Origin of the sequence: Novosphingobium sp. ZW T3_23, from assembly GCF_044987305.1 — a bacterium.
Taxonomy (GTDB): domain Bacteria; phylum Pseudomonadota; class Alphaproteobacteria; order Sphingomonadales; family Sphingomonadaceae; genus Novosphingobium.
The window spans coordinates 148,341-174,616 of the sequence record NZ_JBJDRF010000004.1; the positions used below are offsets into that span (position 1 = coordinate 148,341).

23 protein-coding genes and 1 tRNA gene are annotated in these 26,276 nt (G+C 63.6%); 9 read left to right on the forward strand and 15 right to left on the reverse strand.

Annotated features, from left to right (window positions below; genetic code table 11):
- Positions 1-71: 71 nt before the first annotated feature.
- The 7 genes from dusB to hflX all read left to right on the forward strand — a co-directional run bounded on the left by dusB (position 72) and on the right by hflX (position 9,670).
- On the forward strand, positions 72-1,115 hold the full coding sequence (gene dusB / locus ACI3K3_RS04105) for a tRNA dihydrouridine synthase DusB (RefSeq protein WP_404912262.1): 1,044 nt from the start codon (positions 72-74) through the stop codon (positions 1,113-1,115).
- Positions 1,112-2,272 carry a nitrogen regulation protein NR(II) gene (locus tag ACI3K3_RS04110; protein WP_404912264.1) on the forward strand — a complete coding sequence of 387 codons (1,161 nt, stop codon included), beginning with the start codon at positions 1,112-1,114 and terminating at the stop codon, positions 2,270-2,272. The genes dusB and ACI3K3_RS04110 overlap by 4 nt, the downstream gene beginning before the upstream one ends.
- Complete coding sequence (locus tag ACI3K3_RS04115) at positions 2,269-3,687, forward strand: sigma-54-dependent transcriptional regulator (RefSeq protein ID WP_404912266.1); 1,419 nt, start codon at positions 2,269-2,271, stop codon at positions 3,685-3,687. Before ACI3K3_RS04110 ends, ACI3K3_RS04115 begins: the two co-directional genes overlap by 4 nt.
- 114 nt (positions 3,688-3,801) lie before the next feature.
- Positions 3,802-6,006 carry an ATP-binding protein gene (locus ACI3K3_RS04120; RefSeq protein WP_404912374.1) on the forward strand — a complete coding sequence of 735 codons (2,205 nt, stop codon included), beginning with the start codon at positions 3,802-3,804 and terminating at the stop codon, positions 6,004-6,006.
- Between the two features lie 58 nt (positions 6,007-6,064).
- Positions 6,065-7,462, forward strand: coding sequence for a sigma-54-dependent transcriptional regulator (locus tag ACI3K3_RS04125; protein WP_404912267.1), 1,398 nt, complete (start codon positions 6,065-6,067; stop codon positions 7,460-7,462).
- A gap of 218 nt (positions 7,463-7,680) precedes the next feature.
- On the forward strand, positions 7,681-8,280 hold the full coding sequence (hfq, locus tag ACI3K3_RS04130) for an RNA chaperone Hfq (protein ID WP_404912269.1): 600 nt from the start codon (positions 7,681-7,683) through the stop codon (positions 8,278-8,280).
- Positions 8,281-8,302: 22 nt separating this feature from the next.
- On the forward strand, positions 8,303-9,670 hold the full coding sequence (gene hflX, locus ACI3K3_RS04135) for a GTPase HflX (RefSeq protein ID WP_404912271.1): 1,368 nt from the start codon (positions 8,303-8,305) through the stop codon (positions 9,668-9,670).
- On the opposite strand, the gene mazG is transcribed toward hflX, so the two are convergent.
- The 10 genes from mazG to ACI3K3_RS04185 form a co-directional block, all read right to left on the reverse strand.
- Positions 9,647-10,435 (reverse strand): nucleoside triphosphate pyrophosphohydrolase, encoded by a 789-nt coding sequence (gene mazG, locus ACI3K3_RS04140; protein WP_404912273.1) that lies wholly within the window; start codon positions 10,433-10,435, stop codon positions 9,647-9,649. The genes hflX and mazG overlap by 24 nt on opposite strands.
- A gap of 66 nt (positions 10,436-10,501) precedes the next feature.
- Positions 10,502-10,687 (reverse strand): hypothetical protein, encoded by a 186-nt coding sequence (locus ACI3K3_RS04145; protein ID WP_404912274.1) that lies wholly within the window; start codon positions 10,685-10,687, stop codon positions 10,502-10,504.
- A complete protein-coding gene (locus ACI3K3_RS04150; RefSeq protein ID WP_404912275.1) occupies positions 10,684-11,463 on the reverse strand; it encodes an MBL fold metallo-hydrolase in 780 nt (259 codons plus the stop codon). The genes ACI3K3_RS04145 and ACI3K3_RS04150 overlap by 4 nt, the downstream gene beginning before the upstream one ends.
- Positions 11,460-12,236, reverse strand: a complete 777-nt coding sequence (locus ACI3K3_RS04155; RefSeq protein WP_404912277.1) for a TatD family hydrolase — start codon at positions 12,234-12,236, stop codon at positions 11,460-11,462. Before ACI3K3_RS04155 ends, ACI3K3_RS04150 begins: the two co-directional genes overlap by 4 nt.
- On the reverse strand, positions 12,236-13,795 hold the full coding sequence (metG, locus tag ACI3K3_RS04160; protein ID WP_404912279.1) for a methionine--tRNA ligase: 1,560 nt from the start codon (positions 13,793-13,795) through the stop codon (positions 12,236-12,238). Before metG ends, ACI3K3_RS04155 begins: the two co-directional genes overlap by 1 nt.
- Before the next feature lie 29 nt (positions 13,796-13,824).
- Positions 13,825-14,799 (reverse strand): AAA family ATPase, encoded by a 975-nt coding sequence (locus ACI3K3_RS04165; protein ID WP_404912281.1) that lies wholly within the window; start codon positions 14,797-14,799, stop codon positions 13,825-13,827.
- Positions 14,796-15,443, reverse strand: coding sequence for a dTMP kinase (tmk, locus tag ACI3K3_RS04170; RefSeq protein WP_404912282.1), 648 nt, complete (start codon positions 15,441-15,443; stop codon positions 14,796-14,798). Before tmk ends, ACI3K3_RS04165 begins: the two co-directional genes overlap by 4 nt.
- Positions 15,440-16,612 carry a D-alanyl-D-alanine carboxypeptidase family protein gene (locus ACI3K3_RS04175; protein ID WP_404912283.1) on the reverse strand — a complete coding sequence of 391 codons (1,173 nt, stop codon included), beginning with the start codon at positions 16,610-16,612 and terminating at the stop codon, positions 15,440-15,442. The genes tmk and ACI3K3_RS04175 overlap by 4 nt, the downstream gene beginning before the upstream one ends.
- Before the next feature lie 61 nt (positions 16,613-16,673).
- Positions 16,674-17,555 (reverse strand): SPOR domain-containing protein, encoded by an 882-nt coding sequence (locus tag ACI3K3_RS04180; RefSeq protein ID WP_404912285.1) that lies wholly within the window; start codon positions 17,553-17,555, stop codon positions 16,674-16,676.
- On the reverse strand, positions 17,539-18,615 hold the full coding sequence (locus ACI3K3_RS04185; RefSeq protein WP_404912287.1) for a lytic transglycosylase domain-containing protein: 1,077 nt from the start codon (positions 18,613-18,615) through the stop codon (positions 17,539-17,541). The genes ACI3K3_RS04180 and ACI3K3_RS04185 overlap by 17 nt, the downstream gene beginning before the upstream one ends.
- Positions 18,616-18,798: 183 nt before the next feature.
- Here ACI3K3_RS04185 and ACI3K3_RS04190 point away from each other — a divergent pair.
- A tRNA-Ser gene (locus ACI3K3_RS04190) sits at positions 18,799-18,888 on the forward strand.
- 24 nt (positions 18,889-18,912) lie between these two features.
- Here the strand turns inward: ACI3K3_RS04190 and ACI3K3_RS04195 are convergent.
- From ACI3K3_RS04195 to acs, 3 genes are all read right to left on the reverse strand, one after another.
- Positions 18,913-19,923, reverse strand: coding sequence for a transporter (locus ACI3K3_RS04195; RefSeq protein ID WP_404912289.1), 1,011 nt, complete (start codon positions 19,921-19,923; stop codon positions 18,913-18,915).
- 30 nt (positions 19,924-19,953) lie between these two features.
- Positions 19,954-21,570: an inorganic phosphate transporter gene (locus ACI3K3_RS04200; RefSeq protein WP_404912291.1), complete on the reverse strand. Its 1,617-nt coding sequence runs from the start codon at positions 21,568-21,570 to the stop codon at positions 19,954-19,956.
- A 130-nt stretch (positions 21,571-21,700) separates the two neighbouring features.
- Positions 21,701-23,650: an acetate--CoA ligase gene (acs, locus tag ACI3K3_RS04205; protein ID WP_404912293.1), complete on the reverse strand. Its 1,950-nt coding sequence runs from the start codon at positions 23,648-23,650 to the stop codon at positions 21,701-21,703.
- A 258-nt stretch (positions 23,651-23,908) separates the two neighbouring features.
- On the opposite strand from acs, the gene ACI3K3_RS04210 reads away from it, so the two are divergent.
- On the forward strand, positions 23,909-24,418 hold the full coding sequence (locus ACI3K3_RS04210; RefSeq protein ID WP_404912295.1) for a GNAT family N-acetyltransferase: 510 nt from the start codon (positions 23,909-23,911) through the stop codon (positions 24,416-24,418).
- An 84-nt stretch (positions 24,419-24,502) separates the two neighbouring features.
- Here the strand turns inward: ACI3K3_RS04210 and lpdA are convergent, their stop codons facing one another.
- Entirely contained in the window at positions 24,503-25,918 is a 1,416-nt protein-coding gene (gene lpdA / locus ACI3K3_RS04215; RefSeq protein ID WP_404912297.1) for a dihydrolipoyl dehydrogenase, read from the reverse strand.
- 4 nt (positions 25,919-25,922) lie between these two features.
- Positions 25,923-26,261 carry an acyl-CoA thioesterase gene (locus ACI3K3_RS04220; RefSeq protein WP_081673882.1) on the reverse strand — a complete coding sequence of 113 codons (339 nt, stop codon included), beginning with the start codon at positions 26,259-26,261 and terminating at the stop codon, positions 25,923-25,925.
- Between the last annotated feature and the right edge of the window lie 15 nt (positions 26,262-26,276).

Genomic DNA, 26,276 nt, shown 5'->3' on the forward strand with positions numbered 1-26,276 from the left:
AGGGCAATCCACTATGCGCTGCCTGTTTTTTAGGCACACGTTCGTTTCTCAGGCAATATCCGGTTCGCGCAATGAAGACTCTGCCCACTCCCCCGGCTCTCAAGCCGATCAAGGTCGGTCCCGTGACGATCGACTGTCCGGTCGTGCTCGCACCGATGACAGGCGTTTCGGACCTGCCGTTCCGCCGCATGGTGCGCGAATTCGGGTCCGGTTTGAACGTCACCGAGATGATCGCCAGCCCGGCCGCGATCCGTGAAACGCGGGTATCGCTCCAGAAGGCGATGTGGGACCAGGCCGAGGATCCGGTGTCGATGCAACTGGTGGGCTGCGATCCCGAGCAGATGGCGGAGGCCGCCAAGCTGGTCGAGGATCGCGGCGCGGCGATCATCGACATCAACATGGGCTGCCCCGTCCGCAAGGTCGTCAATGGCGATGCCGGGTCCGCGCTGATGCGCGACGTGCCGCTCGCCACGCGCCTGATCGAGGCGACGGTCAAGGCCGTGAAGGTGCCGGTGACGGTGAAGATGCGCATGGGCTGGTGCCATGACAGCCTCAACGCGCCCGAACTTGCCCGCATCGCGGAGGACCTGGGGGCGCAGATGATCACGGTCCACGGCCGCACCCGCAACCAGATGTACAAGGGCTCGGCCGACTGGGGCTTTGTGCGCGGCGTGAAGGAAGCGGTTTCGATCCCCGTCATCGTCAATGGCGATATCCTGGATATCGAAGATGCTGCCGCCGCTCTGGAACAGTCCGGCGCCGATGGCCTGATGATCGGGCGTGGCGCTTACGGAAAGCCGTGGATCCTCGCCAAGGTCATGCAGTGGTGGCGCGGCAACGGACTGATGGAAGAACCGGATTTCGGTCAGCAGTACGAGATCATCCGTCGTCATTACGAAGACATGCTCTCGCACTACGGCAGCGATACCGGGGTGAAGATGGCACGCAAGCACCTGGGTTGGTACATCAAGGGCATCAAGGGCTCGGCCGAATTCCGCAATCGCATCAACTTCGTCAACGAGCCCGATGAAGTCCTGCGCTCGCTTGCCGAATTCTATGCGCCCTATCGCGACCAGGGCAGCGAAACCCCGTCCACTCGTCTCCAGGCTGCATGAGCCGCCCGCCTGCGGCTCCGCAAAAGGCACCGCCTGCGGCCTCGCAAAGGACATTGCCTGCCGCGTCGCGCCTGCTCGCGAGCCTGCCGCAGGCCGTCGTGCTGTTGGAGCCGGGGTTGCGGATCGCCTCGCTCAATCCTGCTGCCGAGCAGTTCTTCGGCCAGTCCCTGCGGTTGCTTGTCGGCACGCCCCTGGGGGACGTGCTGAGTTTTTCCGACCAGCGCCTGCGTGACCGTCTGGCGGACTATGAAACGCCGGTCTCGGCGCGCGAGGTCGTTGTCACGGTCAAGGGCCGCGGGGTTCGGCGGATCGACATCAATGTCGCGCCCGTGGCGGACACGCCGGGCTGGCAGCTTCTGACGATCCACGACAACACCGCCACCGAAGCGCTGGGAGACGATTCCGGCGGCCCCGACAATGCCGTGCTGCGGGGGCCGGAGATCATGGCGCATGAGATCAAGAACCCGCTGGCGGGCATTCGCGGCGCCGCCCAGCTTCTCGGCCGCAAGGTCGCGGACAAGGATCGTGCCCTGACCGAACTGATCACGCTGGAGGTCGACCGGATCGCCAGCCTGATCGACCAGATGCAGAAGCTGAGCCGCCGTACCACCGCGCCGGTGGAGCCCTGCAACCTCCATCAGGCGGCGCGTCGCGCACTCGACGTGCTCACCGCCGCCAATGAGGGGCGGCCGCAGCGGATGAAGGTGATCGAGGAGTTCGACCCTTCCTTGCCCTCTGTCCTGGGCAGTCCGGACGCGCTGGTTCAGGTGATCATCAACCTGATCGCGAACGCGCTGGAAGCCTGCGGCGGCGAGCCGTCTCCGCGGGTGTCGATCCGGACCCGCTTCGCCAGCGGGCTTCAGCTTCATACCAGCGATTCGGGTGAGCCGGTACGGCTTCCCATCGAGCTGCGCGTGACTGACAATGGCTCCGGCGTCGATCAGGCCATGCGCGATCACATCTTCGAGCCGTTCGTCACCACCAAAAAATCCGGACAGGGGCTCGGCCTGCCACTGGTCCGCAAGCTGGTGCGCGACATGAACGGACGCATCACCCATGAACGAGACGAGGAGGGGGGGCTGACGCACTTCCGCGTCCACCTGCCACTGGCCGACGAAACCCGGGGCCGTTATTCGAGAAGGAAACCGGCGGCATGAGCGTGCTGCTCGTCGAGGACGATCTTTCGATCGCCATCGTCATCACTGCCGCGCTTGAGGCGGAAGGCTTCGGCGTGGTGCATTGCCAGTCGATCGCGGAACGCGACCGCCTCCTGGGCGAAGGATCGTACCAGGCGCTCGTCACCGACGTCATGTTGCCGGACGGTGACGGCATCGAGACGATCGATCGTGTTCGCACGCTTCATCCCACGTTGCCCATCGTCATCCTCTCCGCGCAGAACACGCTCGACACTGCCGTGCGCGCGACGGACACCGGAGCCTTCGAGTATTTCCCGAAGCCCTTCGATATCGACGAACTGGCGCGGACGGTCCGGCAGGCGGCGGGCGCGGGGCAGGGCACGCCTGCCGAGGGAGAGGAACCGCTGGGCGACGGCCTGCCCCTGGTCGGCAGAAGCACGGCGATGCAGACGGTCTTCCGCATGATCACGCGCGTACTCCGCAACGATCTGACGGTGCTGATCCTGGGCGAATCCGGAACCGGCAAGGAACTGGTCGCCGAAGCCGTGCACAATCTGGGTCATCGCCGCGCGGGGCCTTTCGTCGCGGTCAATACGGCGGCCATTCCGGCCGACCTGATCGAGAGCGAACTTTTCGGTCACGAGAAAGGCGCCTTCACGGGGGCGGTGGCGCGCCATGTCGGCAAGTTCGAGCAGGCCGCCGGGGGAACGCTGTTCCTGGACGAGATCGGCGACATGCCGATGCAGGCGCAGACCCGCCTGTTGCGCGCGCTGCAGTCCGGCACGGTGCGGCGTGTCGGTGGCCGCGAGGAAATCCAGCTCGACGTGCGGATCATCGCCGCGACCAACAAGGATCTCGAACCCGAGATCGCCTCCGGTCGGTTCCGTGAGGATCTCTACTACCGGCTCAACGTCGTGCCGATCCACATGCCCCCGCTTCGCGACCGGCGCGACGATATCGAGGTGCTTGCCCGGCACTTCCTTCAGCACGCGGCGAACGAGGGGCTTCCGCGCCGCCAGCTCACGGTCGAGGCGGTAGACCTGCTGCGGCGCCAGCCCTGGCGAGGCAACGTCCGGGAACTGAAGAACTTCATCTATCGACTGGCCCTCCTGGCCCGCGAGGATGCGATCGATCCGGACAGCATCCTGCCCTTGCTCGCGGTGGAGACGGCGCCCCTGCCGTCCGATGGGTTGGGCGAGGCCGGAGGCGATCTCGCACAGGCCGTGACGCGTTGGCTGGCCGAGGAACGCCCGGCCAACGGCACCATCTATCAGGCCGCTGCGGCGGCGTTCGAGAGGCCTCTCTTTGCCGAGGTGCTCAAGGAAACCGGCGGAAATCAGCTCCGCGCGGCCCAAGCGCTCGGCATAAATCGCAACACCCTGCGCAAACGCCTAAGCGAACTGGCGCTAGACCCTGAGGAATTCGCTCGTCGATGATGATGCGGCATTGATGGATTTGCTCTTGCAAAGTGGCAACACTGGCGTTGTAACGGTGCAACGATGAGCGAGTTGATGGTCCACAAACGCGCCTGGCCGCGATGGTGGCGGCGTATGCAGGTTGCTGCGCGGCGCGCGAACTTCTTTGCCATCATGGAAGTGCTTTCGATCGCGGCATTCCTGATCATGACCGGGATTACGTGGATCGCGGTCAACTTCCGGAACGAGGGGAAACTGCTGCCCTCGAACCTCACCGCTACGCTGCTGATCGGCACCCTGGTGCCGGCCATGGCGATCCTGGTGCTGCTTGGCCGGCGCATGGCGCTGCGCCGTGCCGCCGAGAACATCGGCGGCACGGGCCAGATGCACGTCAGGCTGGTGTTCATCTTCTCGCTGATTTCCGCCGTACCGACCCTGCTCGTGGTGGTCTTCGCATCCTGGCTGTTCCAGTCCGGCGTGGAGTTCTGGTTCTCGGACTCTTCGCGCGGCCTGATCGAAAACGCGAACAAGCTGGCGCGCGGATACTACGAACAGACCCAGCGCGACGTCGGGTACGAATCCGTCGCGATGGCCGTCGATACGCGGAAGCAGCTTTCGGAATCGCCCGTCATCAGCGAAAAGTTCCAGCGCTTCTTCGGAGGCCAGGTCTACCGGCGAAACCTGTCGGTAGCGGCGATCATCCAGGTCGCCGGCGACGGCACCCAACGGACCGCAATCATCGTCGATCCCGAAGGAAAGACCGACGACAAGAGGATCACTACGGAAGCACAGGAGCGCCTGGCAAAGGGCGAACTGTGGGTGGTCACCTCCAACAACGATCGCGTCGTGGCCATCGCCCCGATCGACAGGGATGCCGGCGTCTACCTCTATGCCGCGCGAAGTTCGGACCTGCTCGCTCTCAGCCAGGGGCAGCGGGCGGAAAACGCCGAGAACATCGTTCAAGCCTACGAAGTGGTGACGAACCGGGCCCGCGTCTATCAGTTGCGATTCAACGTCGCGCTGTTCATCGCCTCGCTGGCCCTCGTCGGGCTGGCGGTCTGGTTCGCGCTGCGCTTTGCGGACAGGCAGGTCAAGCCGCTCTACGAGCTGGTGGACGCCGCGCGCCGGGTGGGCAGCGGCAACTTCGCGCTGCGGATCGAAGGGCGGACCGGCGCCGACGAGATCGGCCTGCTCAACCGCGCGTTCAACCGCATGACCGCGCAGATCGAAAAGCAGACCCAGGCGTTGCTCGGCGCCAATCGCCAGTTGCACGAACGCCGCGTCTTCATCGAGGCCGTGCTGGAATCGGTTACCTCGGGGATCATCTCGCTCGATACCGAGGGCCGTATCCTGCTGCTGAACAGCACGGCGCAGAAGCTGCTGACGATGCGGTCGGAAATTCCCGAGGACATGCCGCTTGCCGATCTGGCGCCGCAGATGGCTGCCCTGATCGAGCAGGGCAGCTCGGGCGGGCTCGTCCAGTACAACCGCAACGGCGATCTACTGACGTTCGCGGTCAAGGTCAGCCGCGACGCGACCGGCCATGTCATCACTTTCGAGGACATCACCCGCCAGCTTCTCGACCAGCGCACCGCGGCCTGGTCGGACGTGGCCCGCCGCATCGCGCACGAGATCAAGAACCCGCTCACGCCGATCCAGCTTGCCACCGAACGTCTCAGCCGTCGCTATCGCAAGCAGATCGTCGACAATCCCGAACTCTTCGAAGACCTCACCCGCACGATCATCCGCCAGGTGGGCGAATTGCGGAAGATGGTCGACGAGTTCTCGTCCTTCGCGCGCCTGCCCAAGCCGGTGTTCCGCTCGGAAGATCCGGTGGCGCTTACCCGTCAGGCGATGTTCCTCCAGGAAGTAGCGCGGCCGGACGTCGATTTCCGCTTCAGGAGCGACGCCGCCGTCGGCACCATCGATTGCGACCGGCATCAATACGGCCAGGCGATGACCAACGTTCTCAAGAACGCCGTCGAGGCCATCGAGGCGAAAGCCAAGGACGCCGATGCGGACTATCGCGGCGCCATCGCAGTGTCCGTCGAGGCGCTGCCCGAAGCCATTCTCGTGCGCATTGCGGACAACGGCATCGGTCTCTCGCAGGATCGCGAGCGGATCATCGAGCCTTACGTGACCACCCGCGAAAAGGGCACGGGGCTGGGCCTCGCCATCGTCAACAAGATCATCGAAGAGCACGGCGGCGAAATGCTGTTCATGCCCACTCCCGGCGGCGGTACCACGGTGACGATGCGCTTCGCCGCCGATCCGGTTGCGCAGACGTCCGCAACGGGTGCTTCCGCAACCGGTGCCCGCAAGCAGGAAGCCGCCGAATGATGTCGGCCTGTCGCAACCTGCTTTCCCCATCCATCACCCTCACCAAGAAGACAAAGTCATGGCTCTCGAAATCCTGATCGTCGACGACGAGCGCGACATCCGTGAACTGGTCGCCGGTGTCCTGAGCGATGAAGGCTACGAATGCCGCACCGCTGGAGACAGCGAAGCGGCGTTGGCCGCGATCGACGCCCGCCGTCCTTCGCTGGTGCTGCTGGACGTATGGCTTCACGGCAGTCCGATGGACGGGCTCGAAGTCCTGGATGCCATCAAGGCCCGCGAACCGGAACTGCCGGTGATCATCTTTTCGGGTCACGGCAATATCGATACGGCCGTCGCCGCGATCAGCCGGGGCGCGGTGGACTTCATCGAAAAGCCGTTCGAAGCGGAAAAGCTGCTTCATCTCGTCGGTCGTGCCACCGAGACGGAGCGCCTGCGCCGCGAAAACGCGCAGCTTCGCCACGACTTCTCCACCGGAGAGGAGTTCACCGGATCGAGCGGGGCCATCAATCAGGTCCGCGCCACGCTGAAGCGCGTGGCCAACACCGGCAGCCGCCTGCTGATCACCGGCCCCGCCGGCTCCGGCAAGGAAGTGGCCGCGCGCCTGCTCCATGCCTGGAGCCCGCGCGCTGGCAACGCCTTCGTCAGCGTCAATTCCGCCCGCATCACCCCGGAACGCTTCGAACAGGAGCTGTTCGGCGAGGAGGCCGATGGCGCCTTGATCCGTCCAGGCCTGCTGGAAACCGCCGACAGCGGGACGCTTTACTTCGATGAAGTGGCGGACATGCCGCTCTCGACCCAGGCGCGCATCTTGCGGGTGCTGACGGACCAGGCTTTCGTTCGCGTAGGCGGTACGCGCCAGATCCGCGTCGACGTGCGGGTGGTTTCGTCCACTTCGCGCGATCTTGAAAAGGAAATCGCCGAGCGCCGCTTCCGTGAAGACCTGTTCTACCGTCTCAACGTGGTCCCGGTGACGATCCCCGCTCTGCGCGAGCGCCGGGACGACATTCCAGCCCTGATCGACCACTTTTTCGCGCGCTATGCCAACGAACAGGGCGTTTCCCCGCCGCAGGTAAGCCCAGAGGCCATGACCGCTCTCCAGGCCTACGAATGGCCGGGCAACGTGCGCCAGCTTCGCAACGTGGTGGAGCGCACGGTGATCATGGCCCCGCGCGAGAAGCTGTCGAGGATCGAGGCGGACATGCTGCCGCCGGAAATCTTCAACAGTCGTGGCAATGGGGATGCAGGCGTTTCCGTGATGATGAGCGCGCCCCTTCGCGAGGCGAGGGAGAGCTTCGAGCGTGAATATCTGCGGGTGCAGATACGTCGTTTCTCTGGAAATATCTCGAAGACGGCCTCATTCATCGGGATGGAGCGCTCTGCACTCCATCGCAAGCTCAAGCTGCTCGGCATGGCTGACCGGCGCGAGGGCGAACTGGACGGCGAGGAGCCGATCTAACCTTACATCATCGGAAATCCAGGCTTTTCGGGGCTGGATTTCCGATGATCCGGAACCCGTCGCGGGCGCTTTTTGCGAACGTGTCACAAGAATGCTACATTTTCTGCGTTTACTGCACTGCAGCAACTGAGTAGATTCCGATTCGAGAACGGTCCCGGGAATTTCCGATGACCAGATCGCGGACCGCAAAGCGGCCGCCAAAAAGAAGGAGAAATGATATGGCCGGCCGTACGCTGACCGCTCGTCCGCGAACCTCGTCCTCCGAGGCCGAAACCGAAGCTGAAACCGCCGAATCCGGTGCGGCAGTGGCTCCTCCGCCGATCTCGGCCGGTACATCGGCAGGGAAGGGGCAGAACCTTCAGGACCAGTTCCTCAACCTCCTGCGCAAGAACAAGACGCCGGTGACCATGTTCCTGGTCAAGGGTGTGAAGTTGCAGGGCATCGTCACCTGGTTCGACAATTTCTCCATTCTTCTGCGCCGCGATGGCCAGTCGCAGCTTGTCTACAAGCACGCGATCTCGACGATCATGCCCTCGACCCCGGTCGATGCGCGCCAGTTTTCCAGCGGCGCCGACAATGGCAAGAAGACGCGCGTCCTTCAGGACGTGTTCCTTTCCAGCATTCGCAATGCCGGCGTTCAGGTCACCATGTTTTTGATCAATGGCGTGATGCTGCAGGGCCGTGTCGCCGCCTATGACCTGTTCTGCATGCTGCTGGAGCGCGAAGGCTACGTGCAGCTTGCCTACAAGCATGCCGTTTCGACGATTCAGCCCGTGACTCCGGTCGATCTTCAGGCGAATGAAGAAGCCGAAGACTGACAACACCGGAAGCTGAACTGATTTGAACGACGAACTCAAGGGCGAGGTCACGCGCGGTGCGCGTGCCCTCGTCGTCTATCCGCAGATGCGTGGTCCCCAGTCTCGATCGGGCTCTCGGTCAGGCTGGGATCTCGATCCCGAGGCGCGTCTCGAAGAGGCCAAGGGCCTTGCCGCGGCAATCGGCCTGGTCGTGGTGGAAGCCATGGCGATCCCCATTCGCGAACCGCGCGCCGGCACGCTTTTCGGCGAGGGCCAGATACAGAACATCTCGGTCGCCTGCGAACTCAACGAGGCGGAGCTGATCATTGTCGATGGCTCGCTGTCCGCGATCCAGCAACGCAACCTTGAGGAAAAGCTCAAGCGCAAGGTCATCGATCGCACCGGGCTGATCCTCGAAATCTTTGGCGAGCGCGCGGCAACCGCCGAAGGTCGGCTCCAGGTCGAGCTTGCGCATCTGGACTACCAGGCTGGCCGCCTTGTTCGTAGCTGGACGCACCTGGAACGCCAGCGCGGTGGTTTCGGCTTCCTGGGTGGTCCGGGCGAAACGCAGATCGAGGCCGATCGCCGCATGATCCGCGACCGCATGGCGAAGATCCGGCGCGAACTGGAGCAAGTCCGCCGGACGCGCGGCCTGCACCGTGATCGCCGTGAAAAGGCGCCTTGGCCGATCGTTGCGCTGGTGGGCTATACCAACGCTGGAAAATCCACGCTGTTCAATCGCTTGACTGGGGCCGATGTCATGGCGGAAGACTTGCTCTTCGCCACGCTCGACCCCACGATGCGCGCAATCCGTCTTCCGGCGGTCGAAAAGGCGATTCTTTCGGACACCGTTGGGTTCATTTCCGACCTTCCGACCCAGCTTGTCGCGGCCTTCCGCGCCACTCTGGAGGAAGTGAACGCCGCAGACGTCATTCTCCACGTTCGCGACATCGCCAACCCCGATACCGAATCGCAAAAGCGCCAGGTTCTGGAAGTGCTGGCGGACCTTGGCGTGGCGGACGGGCAGGGCGAGGATGCGGGCGATGAAGAGGTCGCTGCATCGATCCCGATCATCGAAGTCTGGAACAAGTGGGATCTGCTCACCCCCACCCAAGCTGCCGACATGCGCGAAGCCATGGCGCAGCGGCCTGATGAGATCATCGTGCCCGCCTCCGCGCGCACGGGCATGGGGTGCGAATTCCTGCTGGAAACGGTAGGCGCCACGCTGACATCGGGAGCCAAGGTCTACACCTTCGTGCTTCCTGCCAGCGACGGCCAGCGCATCGCTTTCCTGCATGCGCGCGGCGAAGTCCTGTCGGAAGAGGACGCGGGCGAGAGTGAGGAGGGGCCGATGCTGCGCCTGCAGGTTCGTCTGGCCGAGCGAGAACTAGGGCGTTTCAGCGCGCTCTGACGTCTTCACCGCCTGCCAGTAGGCCTCCTGCTCATCCAGTGGGAGGCCTTCGAACGACTTGCCATCGCGGTTGGCGAAGGCTTCCATGGCTCGAAAACGGCGTTCGAACTTGGCATTGGCGGCGCGCAAGGCGTCTTCCGGTGCGATGCCGTTCAACCGCACAAGGTTGACGGCTGCAAACAACAGGTCACCAGCTTCTTCCAGCTTTTCGGCTTCGGAAGCTTCGGCGAGTTCCGCCATTTCCTCGTGCACTTTCTCGGCCGCACCGCTTGGGTCGGGCCAATCGAAACCAACGCGCGCCGCTCGTTTCTGGAGCTTTTCCGCGCGCATGAGAGCGGGCAGGGAGATCGCTACGCCATCGACCGCACTTGTTTCGCCTTTGGCGTGGCGTTCCTTGGCCTTGACCTTTTCCCAACGCTCCGTCTGGGCATCTCCGCTGGCGTCATCACCGAATATGTGAGGGTGGCGTACTTCCAGTTTGGTCGAGATGGCGTCCGCGACATCGCCGAACGCGAAATGGCCGTCTTCCTCGGCCATGCGAGCATGAAACACGACCTGGAGCAGCAGGTCGCCAAGCTCGTCGCGCAAGCCGGCAAGATCCTCGCGCGCAATGGCATCGGCGACCTCGTAGGCTTCCTCGATCGTATAGGGGGCGATCGTCGCGAAATTCTGCGCAAGATCCCATTCGCAACCAGACACCGGATCGCGCAGACGCGCCATAATGGACAAGAGGCGATCGAGCTGTTGATGGCGAGGTTCGGTCATGAGGATCGATAATACATCTTATGTTAAATCATGGGCGGAAAGGCTGATGATCTGGTGATCCGACGGCTATTGTCGGATCTGGAAACCGCTGACCTGGATGATGAGCACGACGCCGATGATGATCGCTGCCCAGATCAGCGCCAGCTTGATCGTGGTTGCTCTGGGCATGGAGCGGAATCGCGAATGGCTTGTGACAAGGACGAGCGCGCCGATCACGGATATGATGCCGACGATCAGTCCTGCCTGGCTCATGGTTCGATAACCATCCCATCGAATGCCACCCGAACGTTTTCGGGTACTTCGGCGCAGAGTGTGGCATAATCCATGCTCTTGTCGAGATGCGTCAGCACAGCCTGACCTACGCGGCAGACCTCTGCCACTTCCAGTGCCATGCCCAGATGCGCATGCGTCGGATGCGGTTCGCGGCGCAGGCAATCCACTATCAACAGATCCGCGCCGTAGCACAAGTCGATCATGCCTCGCGTGATCTCGCTGAAGTCCGTCATGTAGCAGATCGACTTGCCATCGCAGTCGAACCGGAAACCAGTGGATTCCGCCGGTCCATGAGGCATCTGGACGTGGTCTACCCGGAAACCCTCGCAAAGTCGCATGGTGTCGAGATTATCCAGGGAAATCAAAGTTGGATAACCGAATTGACCCGCGAAAACATATCCAAAGCGCTGGCGAAGGCGGCGGACCGTTTCGGAATTGGAAAAGCCCGGAATAGGTCCGGCGCGGCCGTAACGGAGCGGACGAAGGTCATCGATGCCATGGCAATGATCGGCATGATCGTGGGTCCAGAAAACCGCGTCGATCCGATGGATATCGTTCGCTAGCAGTTGGGCGCGCAAGTCGGTCGGCGTGTCTACGAGGATGCGGCTTCCCGCATCGCTTTCCAGCAGGATGGCGACGCGTGTGCGGCGGTTTTTCGGTTCGTTGGGGTCGCAGAGTCCCCAATCTGCACCGAATTCGCCGCCGAGGCGTGGAACCCCGGTAGACGTCCCGCTCCCAAGGATCGTGACTTTCACGCGGCCGCTTTCGTGAACAGATTGAAGAAGTTTCGGGTGGTCGCCTCGCTCAACTGCTCTACGGGGATGCCGCGCAGATTGGCAACGAACCTCGCGGTGTCGGCAGTGTAGGCAGGCTGACAAGGCTTCCCGCGATGCGGCACCGGAGCGAGGAACGGCGAATCCGTTTCCACCAGGATGCGATCTTCAGGAATCGTCGCAACAACGTCCTGCAAGTCTTTGGCATTCTTGAAGGTGACTATGCCCGATATCGAGATCGACAGTCCCAGATCCAGAACATTGCGGCCGAATTCCGCGCTGGCGGTGAAACAGTGGATCAGGGCCGGAAAAGCCCCCTTCTCCATTTCCTCTTCCAGGATCCGAAGCGTGTCCGCCTCGGCATCGCGGGTGTGGATGATCACCGGAAGTCCTGTCTCCCGAGCAACCACGATATGCGTGCGGAACAGCGCTTGCTGAACATCGCGGTCGGACTTGTCGTAGTAGTAGTCCAGCCCGGTTTCCCCGATGCCGATAACCTTGGGGTGACGGGTGGCTTCGAGAAGCGCCCCCTCACCCAGATCCGCGTGCTGGTCCGCTTCATGCGGGTGAATGCCGACCGAGGCCCAGACATCGGGATGCCGGGCGGCCGTGGCGACCACCCTCTCCCACTCGCTGCGCCGGGTCGAGATGTTCAGAAATCCGCGAATGCCGGCCGAGCGCGCACGGTCGAGAACCCCCTCCTGATCCTCGACGAGCCCTTCGTATTCGAGATGGCAATGCGAATCGATGAGCATCACGCGTCTGTTTCCTCCGGCAGCTCAAGGCGGGGAAATACGCCGACCGGCTTGTCTACCTTGAAGCCCGAAGCGACGAGCGTCGCGAACCAGTCTCCATCAGCAAGGGCGGCATAATCCCTTGCATCCGAGGCGATGCCCATCTGGTCCAGCAGCTTGTCGATGGAGGTCGGCACGACGGGGCGAACGGCAAGAGCCAGATCCCGGACGACGCGGAACAGCATCATCAGCACGGCTTCCATGCGCTCGGGATCGGATTTCCGCAGCGCCCAGGGGGCCTGCTCATCAACGTACTGGTTGCAGGCAAAAACGGCGCGCATCCAGGCTTCCAGGCCTTCACTGAACGCGAATTCCTCGAAGCTCTTGCGCAGGCCAGCGATGCCTTCAGCGACGGCGGCGAGCAGTGCGACGTCGGCATCCGTTTCGGGAAGACCAGCCTTAACATCGCCGTCCATGTTCTTGAAAATCATGGAAAGGCTTCGCTGCGCGAGGTTGCCGAAACTGTTTGCCAATTCTGCATTGGCACGGGTCACGATCGCTTCGGCGGACCAGGAGCCATCCTGCCCGAACGCGACTTCGCGCAGGAAGAAATAGCGCAAGGTGTCGACGCCGAAGGTTTCTGCAAGGCCGATGGGATCGGTTACATTGCCGAGTGACTTCGATTCCTTCTGCCCGCGATTGAGCAGGAAGCCATGGCCGAACACCTGCTTCGGCAGGGCCAGGCCGGCGCTCATCAGGAACGCGGGCCAATAGACGGTGTGGAAGCGAACGATGTCCTTGCCGATGAGGTGGACGTCGGCCGGCCAGAACTTGGCGAAATCGCCGCCTTCCTCAGGGAAGCCAAGGCCGGTGAGGTAATTGGTCAGGGCATCGACCCAGACGTACATCACATGGTTTTCGCTGCCCGGAACCTTGATCCCCCAGTCGAAGCTTGTGCGCGATACCGAAAGATCGCGCAGGCCGCCTTCGACGAAACGCAGGATCTCGTTTTTGCGCGTTTCGGGACGAATGAAGTCGGTCGAGGTATAAAGCTCGATCAGTTTGTCCTGATAGCGGGAAAGCCGGAAAAACCACGACTCTTCGACGGTCCATTCGACCGGCGTGCCTTGTGGGGAAAGCTTCGCGCCGCTCTCGCCGAGGACAAGTTCGCTTTCGTCGTAGTAGGCTTCGTCGCGTACCGAGTACCAGCCCTCGTAGCGGTCCAGGTACAAGTCGCCGTTGGCTTCCATGCGGCGCCACAGTTCCTGGGTCGCCGCATGGTGACGCGGTTCGGTCGTGCGGATGAATACATCGTAATCGATGTTCAAAGCATCGCACATATCCCTGAAATGACCGGACATTTCGGTAGCCAGTTCCGCAGGCGTAATTCCCAGGTCGCGCGCTTTCTGCGCCATCTTCAGGCCATGCTCGTCGGTGCCGGTCTGGAACCGGACATCGAAGCCTTCCGCTTTCTTGAAGCGGGAGATGACGTCAGCGGCGATGGCTTCATAAGCATGGCCGATATGCGGCTTGCCGTTGGGATAGCTGATCGCGGTCGTGATGTAATAGGGCTCGCCCATGCGGCGTCGCGCTTTCTTTGCAGGAGTTTCTAGCGAACCGCCTCTCTAGGCATCGCTGTCGAAGCCAGCAACCCGCCAATTTCCATAATGAGCAGGCCTGCCTCGAAATTATACGTAGGCGCCTGGGTGGAAAGCCGCGTCAAAGTGCCGTGCGCCTCAATGAGGCGTTTCTGGCGCGCGGGCGATGCAGCGGCCAGCGCATTGGCAAGAGCGGTCCGCGCAAGTTCCAGGGTTGCCAGTTGCCGCTCCCGCGCCGGTCGCGTGCCCATTTCCTCGGCCAGGCGGCCGCGCAAGTGGTACTCGGCATCGCCTTGATCGAGAATTCGCATCATCAAGTCGTGGATCTGGCCGAGATCGTGCTCCACAAAGCTCAGGGCCACGCCGGGGGCGCCATGCGATGCCGCGATCGCTGCCCGTCTGGTCTCGCCATCGGCGTGCGGCAGGTCGCGGCGGATCGCCTCGTCGAGTTCGTGCTCGTCGAGCGCGGCAAAGCGCAGGACGCGGCAGCGCGAACGTATCGTCGGCAGCAATCGGCCAGGTTGATGCGCCAGCAGGAGGAAGTACGTTCCGGCGGGAGGCTCCTCCAGGGCCTTGAGCAAGGCGTTGACGGCGCTTTTCTCCATGTCGTCGGCGGGATCGATGATGATCGCGCGGCGATCGCCCATGGTCGGTTTCGTGGCCAGGCGTCGGATCATCTCGCGAACCTGATCGACCGAGATGTTGCGCTTGGTCTGGTAGGGCTTTCCTTCGGCCTTTTTCTTGGCCTCGTCGTCGTTGGCGGGCAGATGTTCCAGAACATGGATGTCCGGGTGCTTTTCAGGATCCGGACGGGCATCGCAGGGCGTTCGAACCAGCTCCGCCGCAGCGGTGCGGGCGAAGGCTGCCTTGCCGAGCCCTTTGCCTCCCGAGAACAGCCAGGCATGATGCATGCGTTCGGAAGCCAGGGCCGCGAGCCACTCCTGCCACGCCGCCCGCTGCCCGATGAACGGCAGGTCCGCGCTCATGGGTGCAGGTCCAGAGCCGCGAGAATGCGGGCGCAGGTCTCTTCGGGCGTACCGTCGCCGTCGATGCGGGCGAAACGCGCCGGTTCTGCATTCGCAAAGCCGGAGAAGGCCTGCGCAACGCGGCTGTGATAGGCGGCTTCGCGGCCGCCGATACGGTCGGTGCCGTCGACGTCGCGCAAGGCCAGCCGCGCGGCCGCGACTTCAGGCGAGACTTCTATGAGCACCGTGACATCCGGCAGGAGGCCTTCGCTGCCGATCCCGTGCAGGGTGCGGATATCGGCGTCCGACAGGCCGCCGCCGCCGCCCTGGTATGCCCGGCTCGAATCGAGGAACCGGTCGCAGATCACCCAGGCGCCGCGATCGATGGCCGGCCGAATCAGCTTTTCGACATGGTCCGAACGAGCGGCGGCGAACAACAGCGCCTCCGCGCGCGGGCCCCAGCCGTCCTGCTCGTCCGCATCGTCGCCGCCGACGCCATGGAGAAGCAGCGAGCGGATCGCTTCGGCTCCGGCCGTGCCGCCCGGTTCGCGGGTCGTTACGACTTCGATGCCCTTCGCGCGCAAGGCCTCTGCCAAGAGGCGCGACTGGGTGGACTTGCCCGCCCCTTCCCCGCCTTCCAGCGCAATGAATCGTCCTCGGATCATGAGAAGAAGCTGATAAGCCCGTTCATCATTCTGTCCAGCGGTCCGGCGACGCCCACGTCCTTGCCGGCGTAGAGCGGGACGTGACCGGGAGCGAGGCCTTCGACCTTGATTTCGAGCTCGCCGACCTGATCGCCCTTGCGGATCGGGGCCACCAGCGGCCCCTTGTAATGTATCGCCACCGAAATCTTCTCGTGACCGCCCTTCGGCAAGGTCGCGTGGACTTCGCGGTTGGCGACGAGCGGGACCGATCGCGCATCGCCGCCCTGCACTTTGGCCTGGCCGACCGGCTGCCCCTGGTCGAAGAGGTGGCGCGCGTCCCAGGCGGAGAAGCCCCATTCCAGCAAGGCCTTGGCAGCATCGTCCCTCACCTTCGGCAACGGCGAGGCGGCCAGCATCATGACGAGACGGCGGCCGCCGCGCTCTGCCGTGCCGAGGAAATTGTAGCCTGCCTCGCGCGTGTAGCCGGTCTTGATGCCGTCCGCGCCGGGAACGACGCCAACGGTGGGGTCGTGGCTGCGCATGGCGACGTCGCGCCAAAGGTAGCGCTTTACGCCCGAGAACTCGTGATAAAGCTGCGGATGCCGCGTGATCATGGCGTCGGCCAGTTTCACCATGTCGCTGGCGGTGATGTAGGTATGGCCGTCGTCCATCCAGCCGTTCGGCGTGTGATAATGGCTGCCCGTCATGCCGATACGGCGGGCGGCGGCGTTCATCATGTCCGTCCATGCCCCGACGCTACCCGCGTAACCTTCCGCCAGGACTACGGCCCCGTCGTTGGACGAGGCCGTCATGACGCCATGAAGCAAATCGCGGGCGGTGGGTTTATCTTTTTCCGTCAGGTACATGGAAGTACCTTTTGCGAACCATTCCTTTGCCGTTTCGGGCCGGACGGAAAACTGCCTGTCCAGGCTGAGACGGCCTGCGTCGATCTCTTCGAAGGCGACGAAGGCCGTCATCACCTTGGTGACCGACGCGGGAAGAAACGGCACGTCCGGCCGCCTCTGCACGAGCACCTGACCCGAGCCGATATCGACGAGGATGCTCACCGGGATCGGTGCCAGTTCTGGCGGCGGCGTGGGGATCGCTGCGCCTGCCGGGCCGGAGATGCCCGCGACGACAAGGCTTGCCGGGGCGGCGAACAGGAGGGCGGACTTCAGGAAGGATTTCAAGACGCAACTTCTCCCGCACGCCCAGGACAGGCGCGGTGGCGGCGCGCGAAACGACCCTTTATCAATCCGCGCGCTGGATTCGTGCGTCGCTATACCCTGCCGCCCTGGCCTTCTCCAGCGCTGCGGCAGCTTGTGCACGATTTGCGAAGGGGCCCATGCTCACGCGCCAGAATTTGCCGCTTAGGGTTGTCGTGGCCTTCAGCTTCGCGGCGGTCCTGCGCGCATTTTCCTCCACTGCAAAGGCGCCGACTTGCACGATATGCGGGTCTTTCGTCGTTTCGGCCATGCGGGCCGAAGGTGCGCGGACTGCCGTTGCGCTGGCGGGAGCTGGCAGAGCGCTCAGGACCGGCGCGACCGGAACTGGCTTCGGGGCGGAAAGACGCACGTTTGCGAAAGGCTCCTTCGGCATCATCGGCGGTGTGGATGGAGGTTGCTTGAGCGGCGCCTGCTCCGCCAGTTTCCGGCGCAGAACCTTCAGGAGCCCTTCCGGCGTTTCCATGCGCTCGGGAACCGTGCCGCCGCTTCGGAGCGCGGCACGCTCGACTTCCGGCGGATTGACGCGCCGCACCCGGATCGGCGCGCGAACGCCCGGCGCGAAGCCAAGCTGCGAAGCCGCGTCGGGCGAGAGTTCCAGCAAAGTGTCATTGGCCATGGGCCCGCGTCTTTCGAGGCGGACGAGAATGGTACGGCCACTATCGAGTGCGGTCACTTCCACGTAGCTGGGCAGAGGGAGCGTCTTGTGCGCGGCGCTCAAGCCGGGTCCGGCACCGACCGCGCCATAGCCCACGGCATCGTAGTTGAGCTTGTCGGTCGGCGTCCAGGTCGTGGTGCCGATGACGAAGGGCTCGCCCACCACTATCGGATAGTCCCCTGCCGGGCCTGACGCTGCCATTGTCAGAACCGATACGGCGAGCAGCCAGGAACGGTTAGCGGGCAATCTCATCTGCAAGCAATCCTACGGACAACGCATAATAATTGGAGCAGTTGTACTGAAGGATGACGCGATAATTACCGGTTAACAGATAGGCGGGCGTGCCGGGCCCATCCGGCTGAAACAGCGATGTGAGCACGTCCCCGGCAAGAGCCCGCTGCGGGGATAGACCCAGCGCGCGCCATTCGGATACGGTCTTCCACTGGCCGTGGCGCGCATGGACGCGGTCGCAACTGGGCGCGGAAAGCTTGCTCGAATAGGCATTCGCGCTGAAGCCGGGGGGCAGCGAGACAGGAACGCCCCAGGGTTGGCCGGGACGCCATCCGGCATCGCGGAAGTAGTTGGCGATGGATGCAATCGTATCCGCCGGGCTCGTGAAGATGTCCCGCGTGCCGTTGCCGTCGCCATCTACGGCCAGCTTCAGGTAGACGCTCGGCAGGAACTGCGGATAGCCGAAGGCCCCCGCCCAACTGCCCTTGAGGCGATAGGTGGGAACGCCCTGGTCCACCATCTTGAGCAAGGCGATCAACTCGCCCTCGAACAGGGCGCGACGGCGCCCCTCCCAGGCCAGCGTCGCGAGCGAGCGGGCCAGGTCGAAGTCTCCCAGGTAGCTGCCGTAGTTCGTCTCATGGCCCCAGATGGCGAAAAGCATCGGTGCCGGAACGCCATAGCGTCGTTCGATCGAGGGCAGGATGCCGGAAAGCTCGGAATAGCGGGACCGCCCCCGCGCAATGATGCTGGGGCCGACGTGCTGGGCGATATAGGGCGCCACCGGCGGCGGCGTAGTGGAGCGGCTCGGCTGCGCGGAGTCGAGTTCGACAACCCGCTGGTTCGGCACGAGCCCCGTCAACACGCGCGATATCGTGGCGCTGCTGACACCCTCGCGGCGGGCCCTTGCTCCCACGGTTTGCAGATAGCCTTCGAAAGTCTGCCCCGCGACGGTCTGTGGGGCTGAGCTTTGCGCGATGCTTTGCACGACCGGCTGCGCATCGATCGACGCGGTAGGCACGAGGGTGAGAGCAGCTGCAAGGAGGGGACGGCGCAGGGAACGGAGCTTCGAGGATAGAGTCATCCCTGCAAACCTTGCACAATGCGGCGGTCTTGCAAATGCCCGATCCACATCTGACGGGGACAGTTGCCGCAAGCCAACGACCTTCCGTCCCGTTCGACACGCGCTTGCGACAGTATTCCATGCACAACCGCTTGCAGTGGAGGCTTGCAAGCGGCTCCGATTTCTCTATTCGCTCTCTCGAACGGACAGGTGGCCGAGTGGTTTAAGGCAGCGGTCTTGAAAACCGCCGTGGGTGGAAGCTCACCGTGGGTTCGAATCCCACCCTGTCCGCCACCCGCTTTCGTGGGCGTCGCTCGATCAGCGGCGCATGAACCCCATCCAGCGCAGCAGCAGGTAAGTCGCGATAGCGGCCCCGCCGGCCATGAGGGTGGCGTGGATCGTGCCGAAGGGCCCCTGGGCGAACGGCAGCCCGCCCGTATTCATGCCGAAGATGCCGGTGACAAGGGTCGCGGGGAGCATCAGGGCGGTGACGATGGACAGGATGTAGAGGTTCTGGTTGGTCCGCTGCGATTCCTGAATGTCCAGTTCTTCGCGCAGAAGCCGGAGTTGCGATTGCACGCCCGCCACGTCGCCGTCCAGCGACTGTATGCGCTGGGCGATCTTCTCGACGCTGGGAAGCAGGGGTTCGGGAAGATCCTCGTCCTTTTCCAGGCGCTGAAAAACGCCGCGCATTCCGGAAATGATGCGTTGGATCTGGGCCAGGCGGCGGCGGATGCCGATGAGATCGCGCGCCTTGGGAGGGTTGCGCGCATCCAGGAAGGCATCCTCGACATGCTGCACCTCGGCGCTCAGCGATCGGCAGATATCGGCCATGTTCTCGTTGATTGCGCCAACCAGCAATTCCAGCGCCTGAGCCGCGGCAAATGCGCCCGTCCAGCGAGACAGGCGATTGCGAACTATGTCGGCGGAGCGGACGGGGTGAAGCCGCGCGGTGATCATCAGTCCGGGCATGAGAGCCATGCGCAGGCCGCCGATGCGCGCGGTGTCGGCGACGTCGAAGTCGCGCTCGAAATCGTGGAGGACGCAGGCGATCGTATCCCCGTCCACCAAGGCGCGCTGATGGGTATCGGCAGAAAGGAGCAACTCCCGGGCCGCCGTGGGCAGCAGCGCGAACTGTTCGATCCAGCTTCTCGTCCGTTGATGCGCCAGATTCAGGTGGAGCCAGCGGAAGCCGCCTTCAGCCGGTATCGCGCAATCGGCAACCGCAAAGGCCCCGGCGGGGCTGACGTCCATGCCCCAGATCAGCCCCGGTCCCATGTCGCCATGGGACGGTTGGATCGGGATCAGTTCCGGCGAGTCCTTCGCCATGGCGCCTTCCTGTCGTTCAGACGGCGATGATCAGAAGACCTGGGAGAAGATCATGTAAAGCCCGCCGGCGATGACGATCGAGACCGGCAGCGTAAGCACCCAGGCCATCAACAGGTTGCGGACCGTGCTCATCTGCAAGCCGGACCGATTGGCGGCCATCGTCCCCGCTACGCCCGAGGACAGGACGTGCGTGGTGGAAACCGGCAGTCCCAGGTGGTCGGCGCCCAGGATCGTGCCCATCGCCACCAGTTCCGCGGCTGCGCCCTGGGCGTAAGTGAGGTGCGTCTTGCCGATCTTCTCGCCCACGGTCACGACGATGCGGCGCCAGCCCACCATGGTGCCAAGCCCCAGTGCGAAGGCAACCGCAACCTTGACCCAGGTGGGGATGAAGCGCGTGCCGGCGTCCAGCGAGGACTTGTAGGTGGCGAGGGTTTCCTGCGCCGTTTCGGATAGTTCGCGTGGCTTCTGCTTGCCCAGCCCTTTGATCGCTTCCGAGGCAAGGTACATGTCGTTGCGGATATTGCTCACCGCCGCTGCCGGCACCTTGGCGAGGGAGCCGTATGCCATCACCTGCGAATCGACGTGGTGGACAAGCGCAGAGAGAGCCGGGAGCGTCTCGGGCGTGAAACTCTTTTCGGCGATATAGGCGGTGACCTGGCGGCGTGCTTCCGTGGGATCGAGGTCGGCGCCGGTTCCAGTTCCAACAGCAGCTCTCAGGGTCGTCTCGGCGGCGATGGAGCGGGCGTGAAATTCGGCGGTATAGCGTTCCGGCACGGCGCGGTTGAGCGCGTAGGCGGTCGGCACCGTGCCGATCAGGATGAGCATGATCAGGCCCATGCCCTTCTGGCCGTCGTTGGAGCCATGGGCGAAGCTGACACCGGTGCAGGTGAAGATCAGCAAGGCGCGGATCCAGAGCGGCGGCGGCAGGCCGTCCTTGGGTTCCTCGTAGAGTTCGCGCTTGCGCACGAGAACCTTCATCGCGAGGAACAGCAGCGCCGCCACGCCGAAGCCGATCAGCGGCGAGAACAGCAGTGCCTGGCCGATCTCGGTGGCCTTGCTCCAGTCCACGCCTGCCGTGCCGCCCTTGCCGTGCATCATGGCATTGGCCACGCCGACGCCGATGATGGAGCCGATCAGGGTATGCGAACTCGATGAGGGAATGCCCAGCCACCAGGTCGCCAGGTTCCAGATGATCGCGGCCAGCAGCAGCGCGAAGACCATCGCGAAGCCGGCGTTCGACCCTACTTGCAGGATCAGTTCGACCGGCAGCAGCGAAACGATGCCGAAGGCTACGGCTCCGGTCGAGAGCAGCACGCCGAGGAAATTGAAGAACCCCGACCATACCACCGCAATATTGGCCGGCATGGCATTGGTGTAGATCACCGTGGCGACGGCATTTGCGGTATCGTGGAAGCCGTTCACGAACTCGAACCCGAGCGCGATCAGGAGAGCCACGAACAGCAGCAGAAACGGAAGATAGGTCGTGGGCTCTACCCCGACCGCCGCAGCGTCGGAGTAGACGCTGTAGGCCACGTAGAGCAAGGCCGCGACGATGGCTGCGCCAAAGCCGATCTTTCCTGCGGCTCCGAGCCCTTTTTCAAGATCCGGCCTGATAGTGGCTGAGGGGGCAGCAAGCGTCGCGTTCATGGATTCGCCTCAGTTTACGAGACGGAAACCTTACGTATCTTCCATGACATATTTGCTGCGTCGGCAGGTTCGGTAGCCCCATTTCGGGACGAACCATCCCTGCCGACGGAGCGAGGCCGTCTGGCGTCCTTCAGGCGGCTGCCGGTTGTGGACGTCCCGCGATCAGGTTGTCGACCACCGAAGGATCGGCGAGCGTGGAGGTGTCGCCGAGGCTCGAGAAGTCATTCTCGCCGATCTTACGCAAGATGCGGCGCATGATCTTGCCCGAGCGGGTTTTCGGCAGGCTCGGCGTGAACTGGATCACGTCGGGCGTCGCGATCGGGCCGATCTCGTGCCGGACCCATTTGATCAGTTCGCGGCGCAAATCCTCGTCAGGCTCGATTTCGGCGTTGCAGGTGACGAAGGCATAGATGCCCTGCCCCTTGATCTCGTGCGGCATGCCCACGACCGCCGCCTCGGCCACGGCGGGATGCGCCACGAGCGCGGATTCGACTTCCGCCGTGCCCATGCGATGGCCCGAGACGTTGATGACGTCATCGATGCGGCCGGTGATCCAGAAATAGCCATCCTCGTCGCGGCGGCAGCCGTCGCCGGTGAAGTAATAGCCCGGGAAGGTCGTGAAATAGGTCTGGAAGAAGCGCTCGTGATCGCCCCAGACTGTACGCATCTGTCCGGGCCAGCTGTCGGCAATGACAAGGCAGCCGTCCGCTGCGCCCTCCAGCACGGAGCCGTCGTTATCGAGCAGCATCGGCTTCACGCCGAACAGCGGTTTGCTGGCCGAGCCCGGCTTGAGCGCGGTGGCGCCGGGCAGCGGCGTTATCATCGCCCCGCCCGTCTCGGTCTGCCACCAGGTGTCGACGATCGGGCAGCGCCCCTCGCCCACCACTTCGTGATACCAGGACCAGGCCTCGGGATTGATCGGCTCTCCCACCGAGCCGAGCAGGCGCAGGCTCTTGCGCGAGGTCTTCTTCACCCAGTCGTCGCCCTCGCGCATCAGCGCGCGCAGAGCGGTGGGGGCACCGTAGAAAATCTCGACCTGGAACTTGTCGACCACCTGCCAGAAGCGGCTCGGATCGGGGAAGTTGGGCACGCCTTCGAACATGACCGTGGTCGCGCCGTTCATCAGCGGACCATAGACGACATAGGAATGGCCGGTCACCCAGCCGATATCCGCCGCGCACCAGTAGATCTGCCCTGGGCGGTAGTCGAAGACATATTCGTGGGTCATCGAAGCCCAGACCGAATAGCCGCCGGTGGTGTGGAGCACGCCCTTGGGTTTGCCCGTGGATCCGGACGTATAGAGGATGAACAGCGGGTCTTCCGCGTTCATTTCCTCTGGCGCGCAGTCCGGGGACTGCTCCGCCACGGCGGAAGCCCAGTCGATGTCGCGGCCTTCGACCATCGGTACATCGGCACCGGTATGGCTCAGCACGATCACGCTTTCCACACCCGGGCAGGCCTTGAGCGCTTCATCGACATTGGCCTTGAGCGCGATCTTCTTGCCGCCGCGCAGGCCCTCGTCCGAGGTCAGGACGATGCGGCTGTCGCAGTCCTGGATGCGCCCGCCCAGCGCGTCGGGAGAGAAGCCGGCAAAGACGATCGAGTGGATCGCGCCGATGCGCGCGCAGGCGAGCATGGCGACGGCGGCCTCGGGCACCATCGGCAGGTAGATCGTCACCCGCTCGCCGCGCTTCACGCCCCTGGCCTTGAGCAGGTTGGCGAAGCGGCACACGGATTCGTGGAGTTCGCGGTAGGTGATGCGGCGTTCCGGGTTCTTCGGATCGTCCGGTTCCCAGAGAATCGCCAAGGCATCGCCGCGTTCCGCAAGGTGGCGATCGAGGCAGTTGGCGGAGAGGTTGAGCGTGCCGTCGGTGAACCAGGAAATGCCGAAGTCGGCTTCGTGGAAGCTGGTCTGCTTCACCACGCTGAACGGCTTGATCCAGTCGACCCGCTGCGCTTCCTCGGCCCAGAATCCTTCGGGATTTTCTATGGAGCGCGCATACATCTCCTGGTAGCGCGCCTCGTCGATCAGGGCGTTCTTCGCCCATTCGCTGGGCACGGGATAGATGGCCTCGACCATGATGTCCTTCTCCTCTCGCCGGCATCCTCTCCGGCAGAACTCGTTCCCGGCGGACTTGGGCACCGCCGTTTCCTCGCCACCTTAACCGATGAATCGGCGGACGCCACCGTCTTCCCATGATCTGTCTCGCCAGCGGGACATAAGCGACAGGCTGTGTTAGCCTTGCCGCCTCTACGCGCAGGGATAATGATCCCGATCAAGACCTTGCGTGTTAGAAAGGCTTAGGAATCCGATACCAGTCAACCGGAGTCTCGATCCATGTCCTTGAATGACGCCATCACGCTGCCCACTCGCTCGGGCATCGCGCTCGACGTTCGCCCGGCCCGGGAAGACGACGCCGAGGCCCTCTCGCAGTTCTTCGAACATGTGACCGACGACGACCGCCGCTTCCGCTTCTTCGCGGCTGCCGACCGGGTGAGCCCCCAGCAGATCGCGCCGATCGTGAAGGCGGATCACTACCAGACCGAATCGTGGCTGGGCTTCTCGGATCGTGGAGAGATCATCGCCTCGGGCGTTCTGGCCTTCGACGATCAGGGAGACACGGCCGAAGTCGCGATTTCGGTGCGCGCAGACCACAAGGGCAAGGGTGTGGGCTGGGCCATGCTCGATTTCCTCGGCAAGCAGGCGGAGAAGCGCGGCTGCAAGCGTGTGATCGCGATCGAGAGCCGCGAGAACAGCGCCGCCATCGAAGTGGAACGCGACAAGGGCTTCATCCCGGAACCGTTTATCGGAGACCCGACGCTGGTCATCCTCTCACGGACGTTCTGAAGCGAATATCCACACCGAGCGCCAACAAGAAAAAGGGCGAGCCCATGCAAGCCCGCCCTTCTCTTTTGCGTCTCTGGCGAAGGCTCAGATGTGGATCGCGCGTCCGTAAGCGGCCAGCACCGATTCGTGCATCGCTTCCGAGATCGTCGGATGCGGGAACACGGTCTGCATCAGTTCCGCCTCGGTGGTTTCCAGCGTCTTGCCCACCACATATCCCTGGATCATCTCGGTCACTTCCGCGCCGATCATGTGGGCACCCAGAAGTTCGCCGGTCTTGGCGTCGAACACCGTCTTCACGAAGCCTTCCGGTTCGCCCAGCGCGATCGCCTTGCCGTTGCCGATGAACGGGAAAGTGCCGGCCTTGACGGTGTAACCCGCTTCCTTGGCCTTTTCCTCGGTCATGCCGACCGAAGCGATCTGCGGGTGGCAGTAGGTGCAGCCCGGAATGTTGTTCCGGTCGAGGCCGTGCGGATGCACGTCCTTGTTGCCGAGTTCCTTGGCGATCGATTCGGCAGCGGTCACGCCTTCATGGCTGGCCTTGTGGGCGAGCCAGGGTCCGGGCGTGCAGTCGCCGATGGCCCAGATCCCGGCGGCATTGGTGCGGCCGTAGTCGTCGATCTGGATGAAGCCGCGGTCGGCCTTGATGCCGAGTGCTTCCAGGCCGATCTCCTCGGTGTTGGGCACGATGCCCACGGCCGAGATGACATGGCTGAAGTCGTGCTCGACGACCTTGCCGTCCTTGCCCTTGATCTTGGCCTTCACGCCCTTGTCGTTGGCGGTGATCGCCTCGACGCCGGCGCCGGTCATGATCTTCATGCCCTGCTTGGTAAGGGCCTTTTCGAGGAACGCGGAGACGTCCTTGTCCTCGACAGGCACGATCCGGTCGAGCATTTCGACGACAGTGACGTCAACGCCCATGTCGTTGTAGAAGCTGGCGAATTCGATGCCGATCGCGCCCGAACCCATGACCAGCAGCTTGGTCGGCATCTCGGACGGGGTCATCGCGTGGCGATAGGTCCAGATACGCTTCCCGTCGGCCTTGGCGAAGGGCAGTTCGCGGGCACGCGCGCCGGTGGCGACGATGATGTGCTTGGCGGAGACTTCGGCGGTCTTGCCGTCCTTGTCGGTCACAGCCAGCTTGCCCTTGGCCACCAGCTTGCCGGTGCCCATGTGGACGGTGATCTTGTTCTTCTTCATCAGGTGCGTGACACCTGCGTTGAGCTGGGCTGCAACACCGCGCGAACGCTTGACGATGGCGGCAAGGTCGGCGGTGATGTTGTCCGCGGCCAGGCCGTAGTTCTTGGCATGCTGCATCTGGTGGAACACCTCAGCCGAGCGCAGCAGCGCCTTGGTCGGGATGCAGCCCCAGTTGAGGCAGATGCCGCCGAGCAGCTCGCGCTCGACGATGGCGGTCTTCAGGCCCAGCTGGGCGGCGCGGATGGCCGCGACATAGCCGCCGGGGCCCGAACCGAGGACGATGACGTCGTAGGTATCAGCCACTGTCTTACTTCTCCTGATCGATGGCGCGCGGTTTGCCGAATTCGTTCACCGCGACGAAGGTGAACACGGCCTGCGTCACCTTCACTTCTTCCTCTTCGTGCCGGTGGCGGCGCCAGGCCTCGATGGCGATGGTCAGCGACGTGCGGCCCACGCGCTGGATTTCGCCGTAGACCGAGACTTCGTCACCTACCTTTACGGGCAGGTGGAACTGCATGCCGTCCATCGCCACCGTCACCGCGCGCCCGCGCGAGCGACGGGCGGCGACGAGGCCGGCACCCATGTCCATCTGGCTCATCAGCCAGCCGCCGAAGATGTCTCCGTAGGCATTGGCGTCGGCCGGCATGGCCGTGACCCGGAT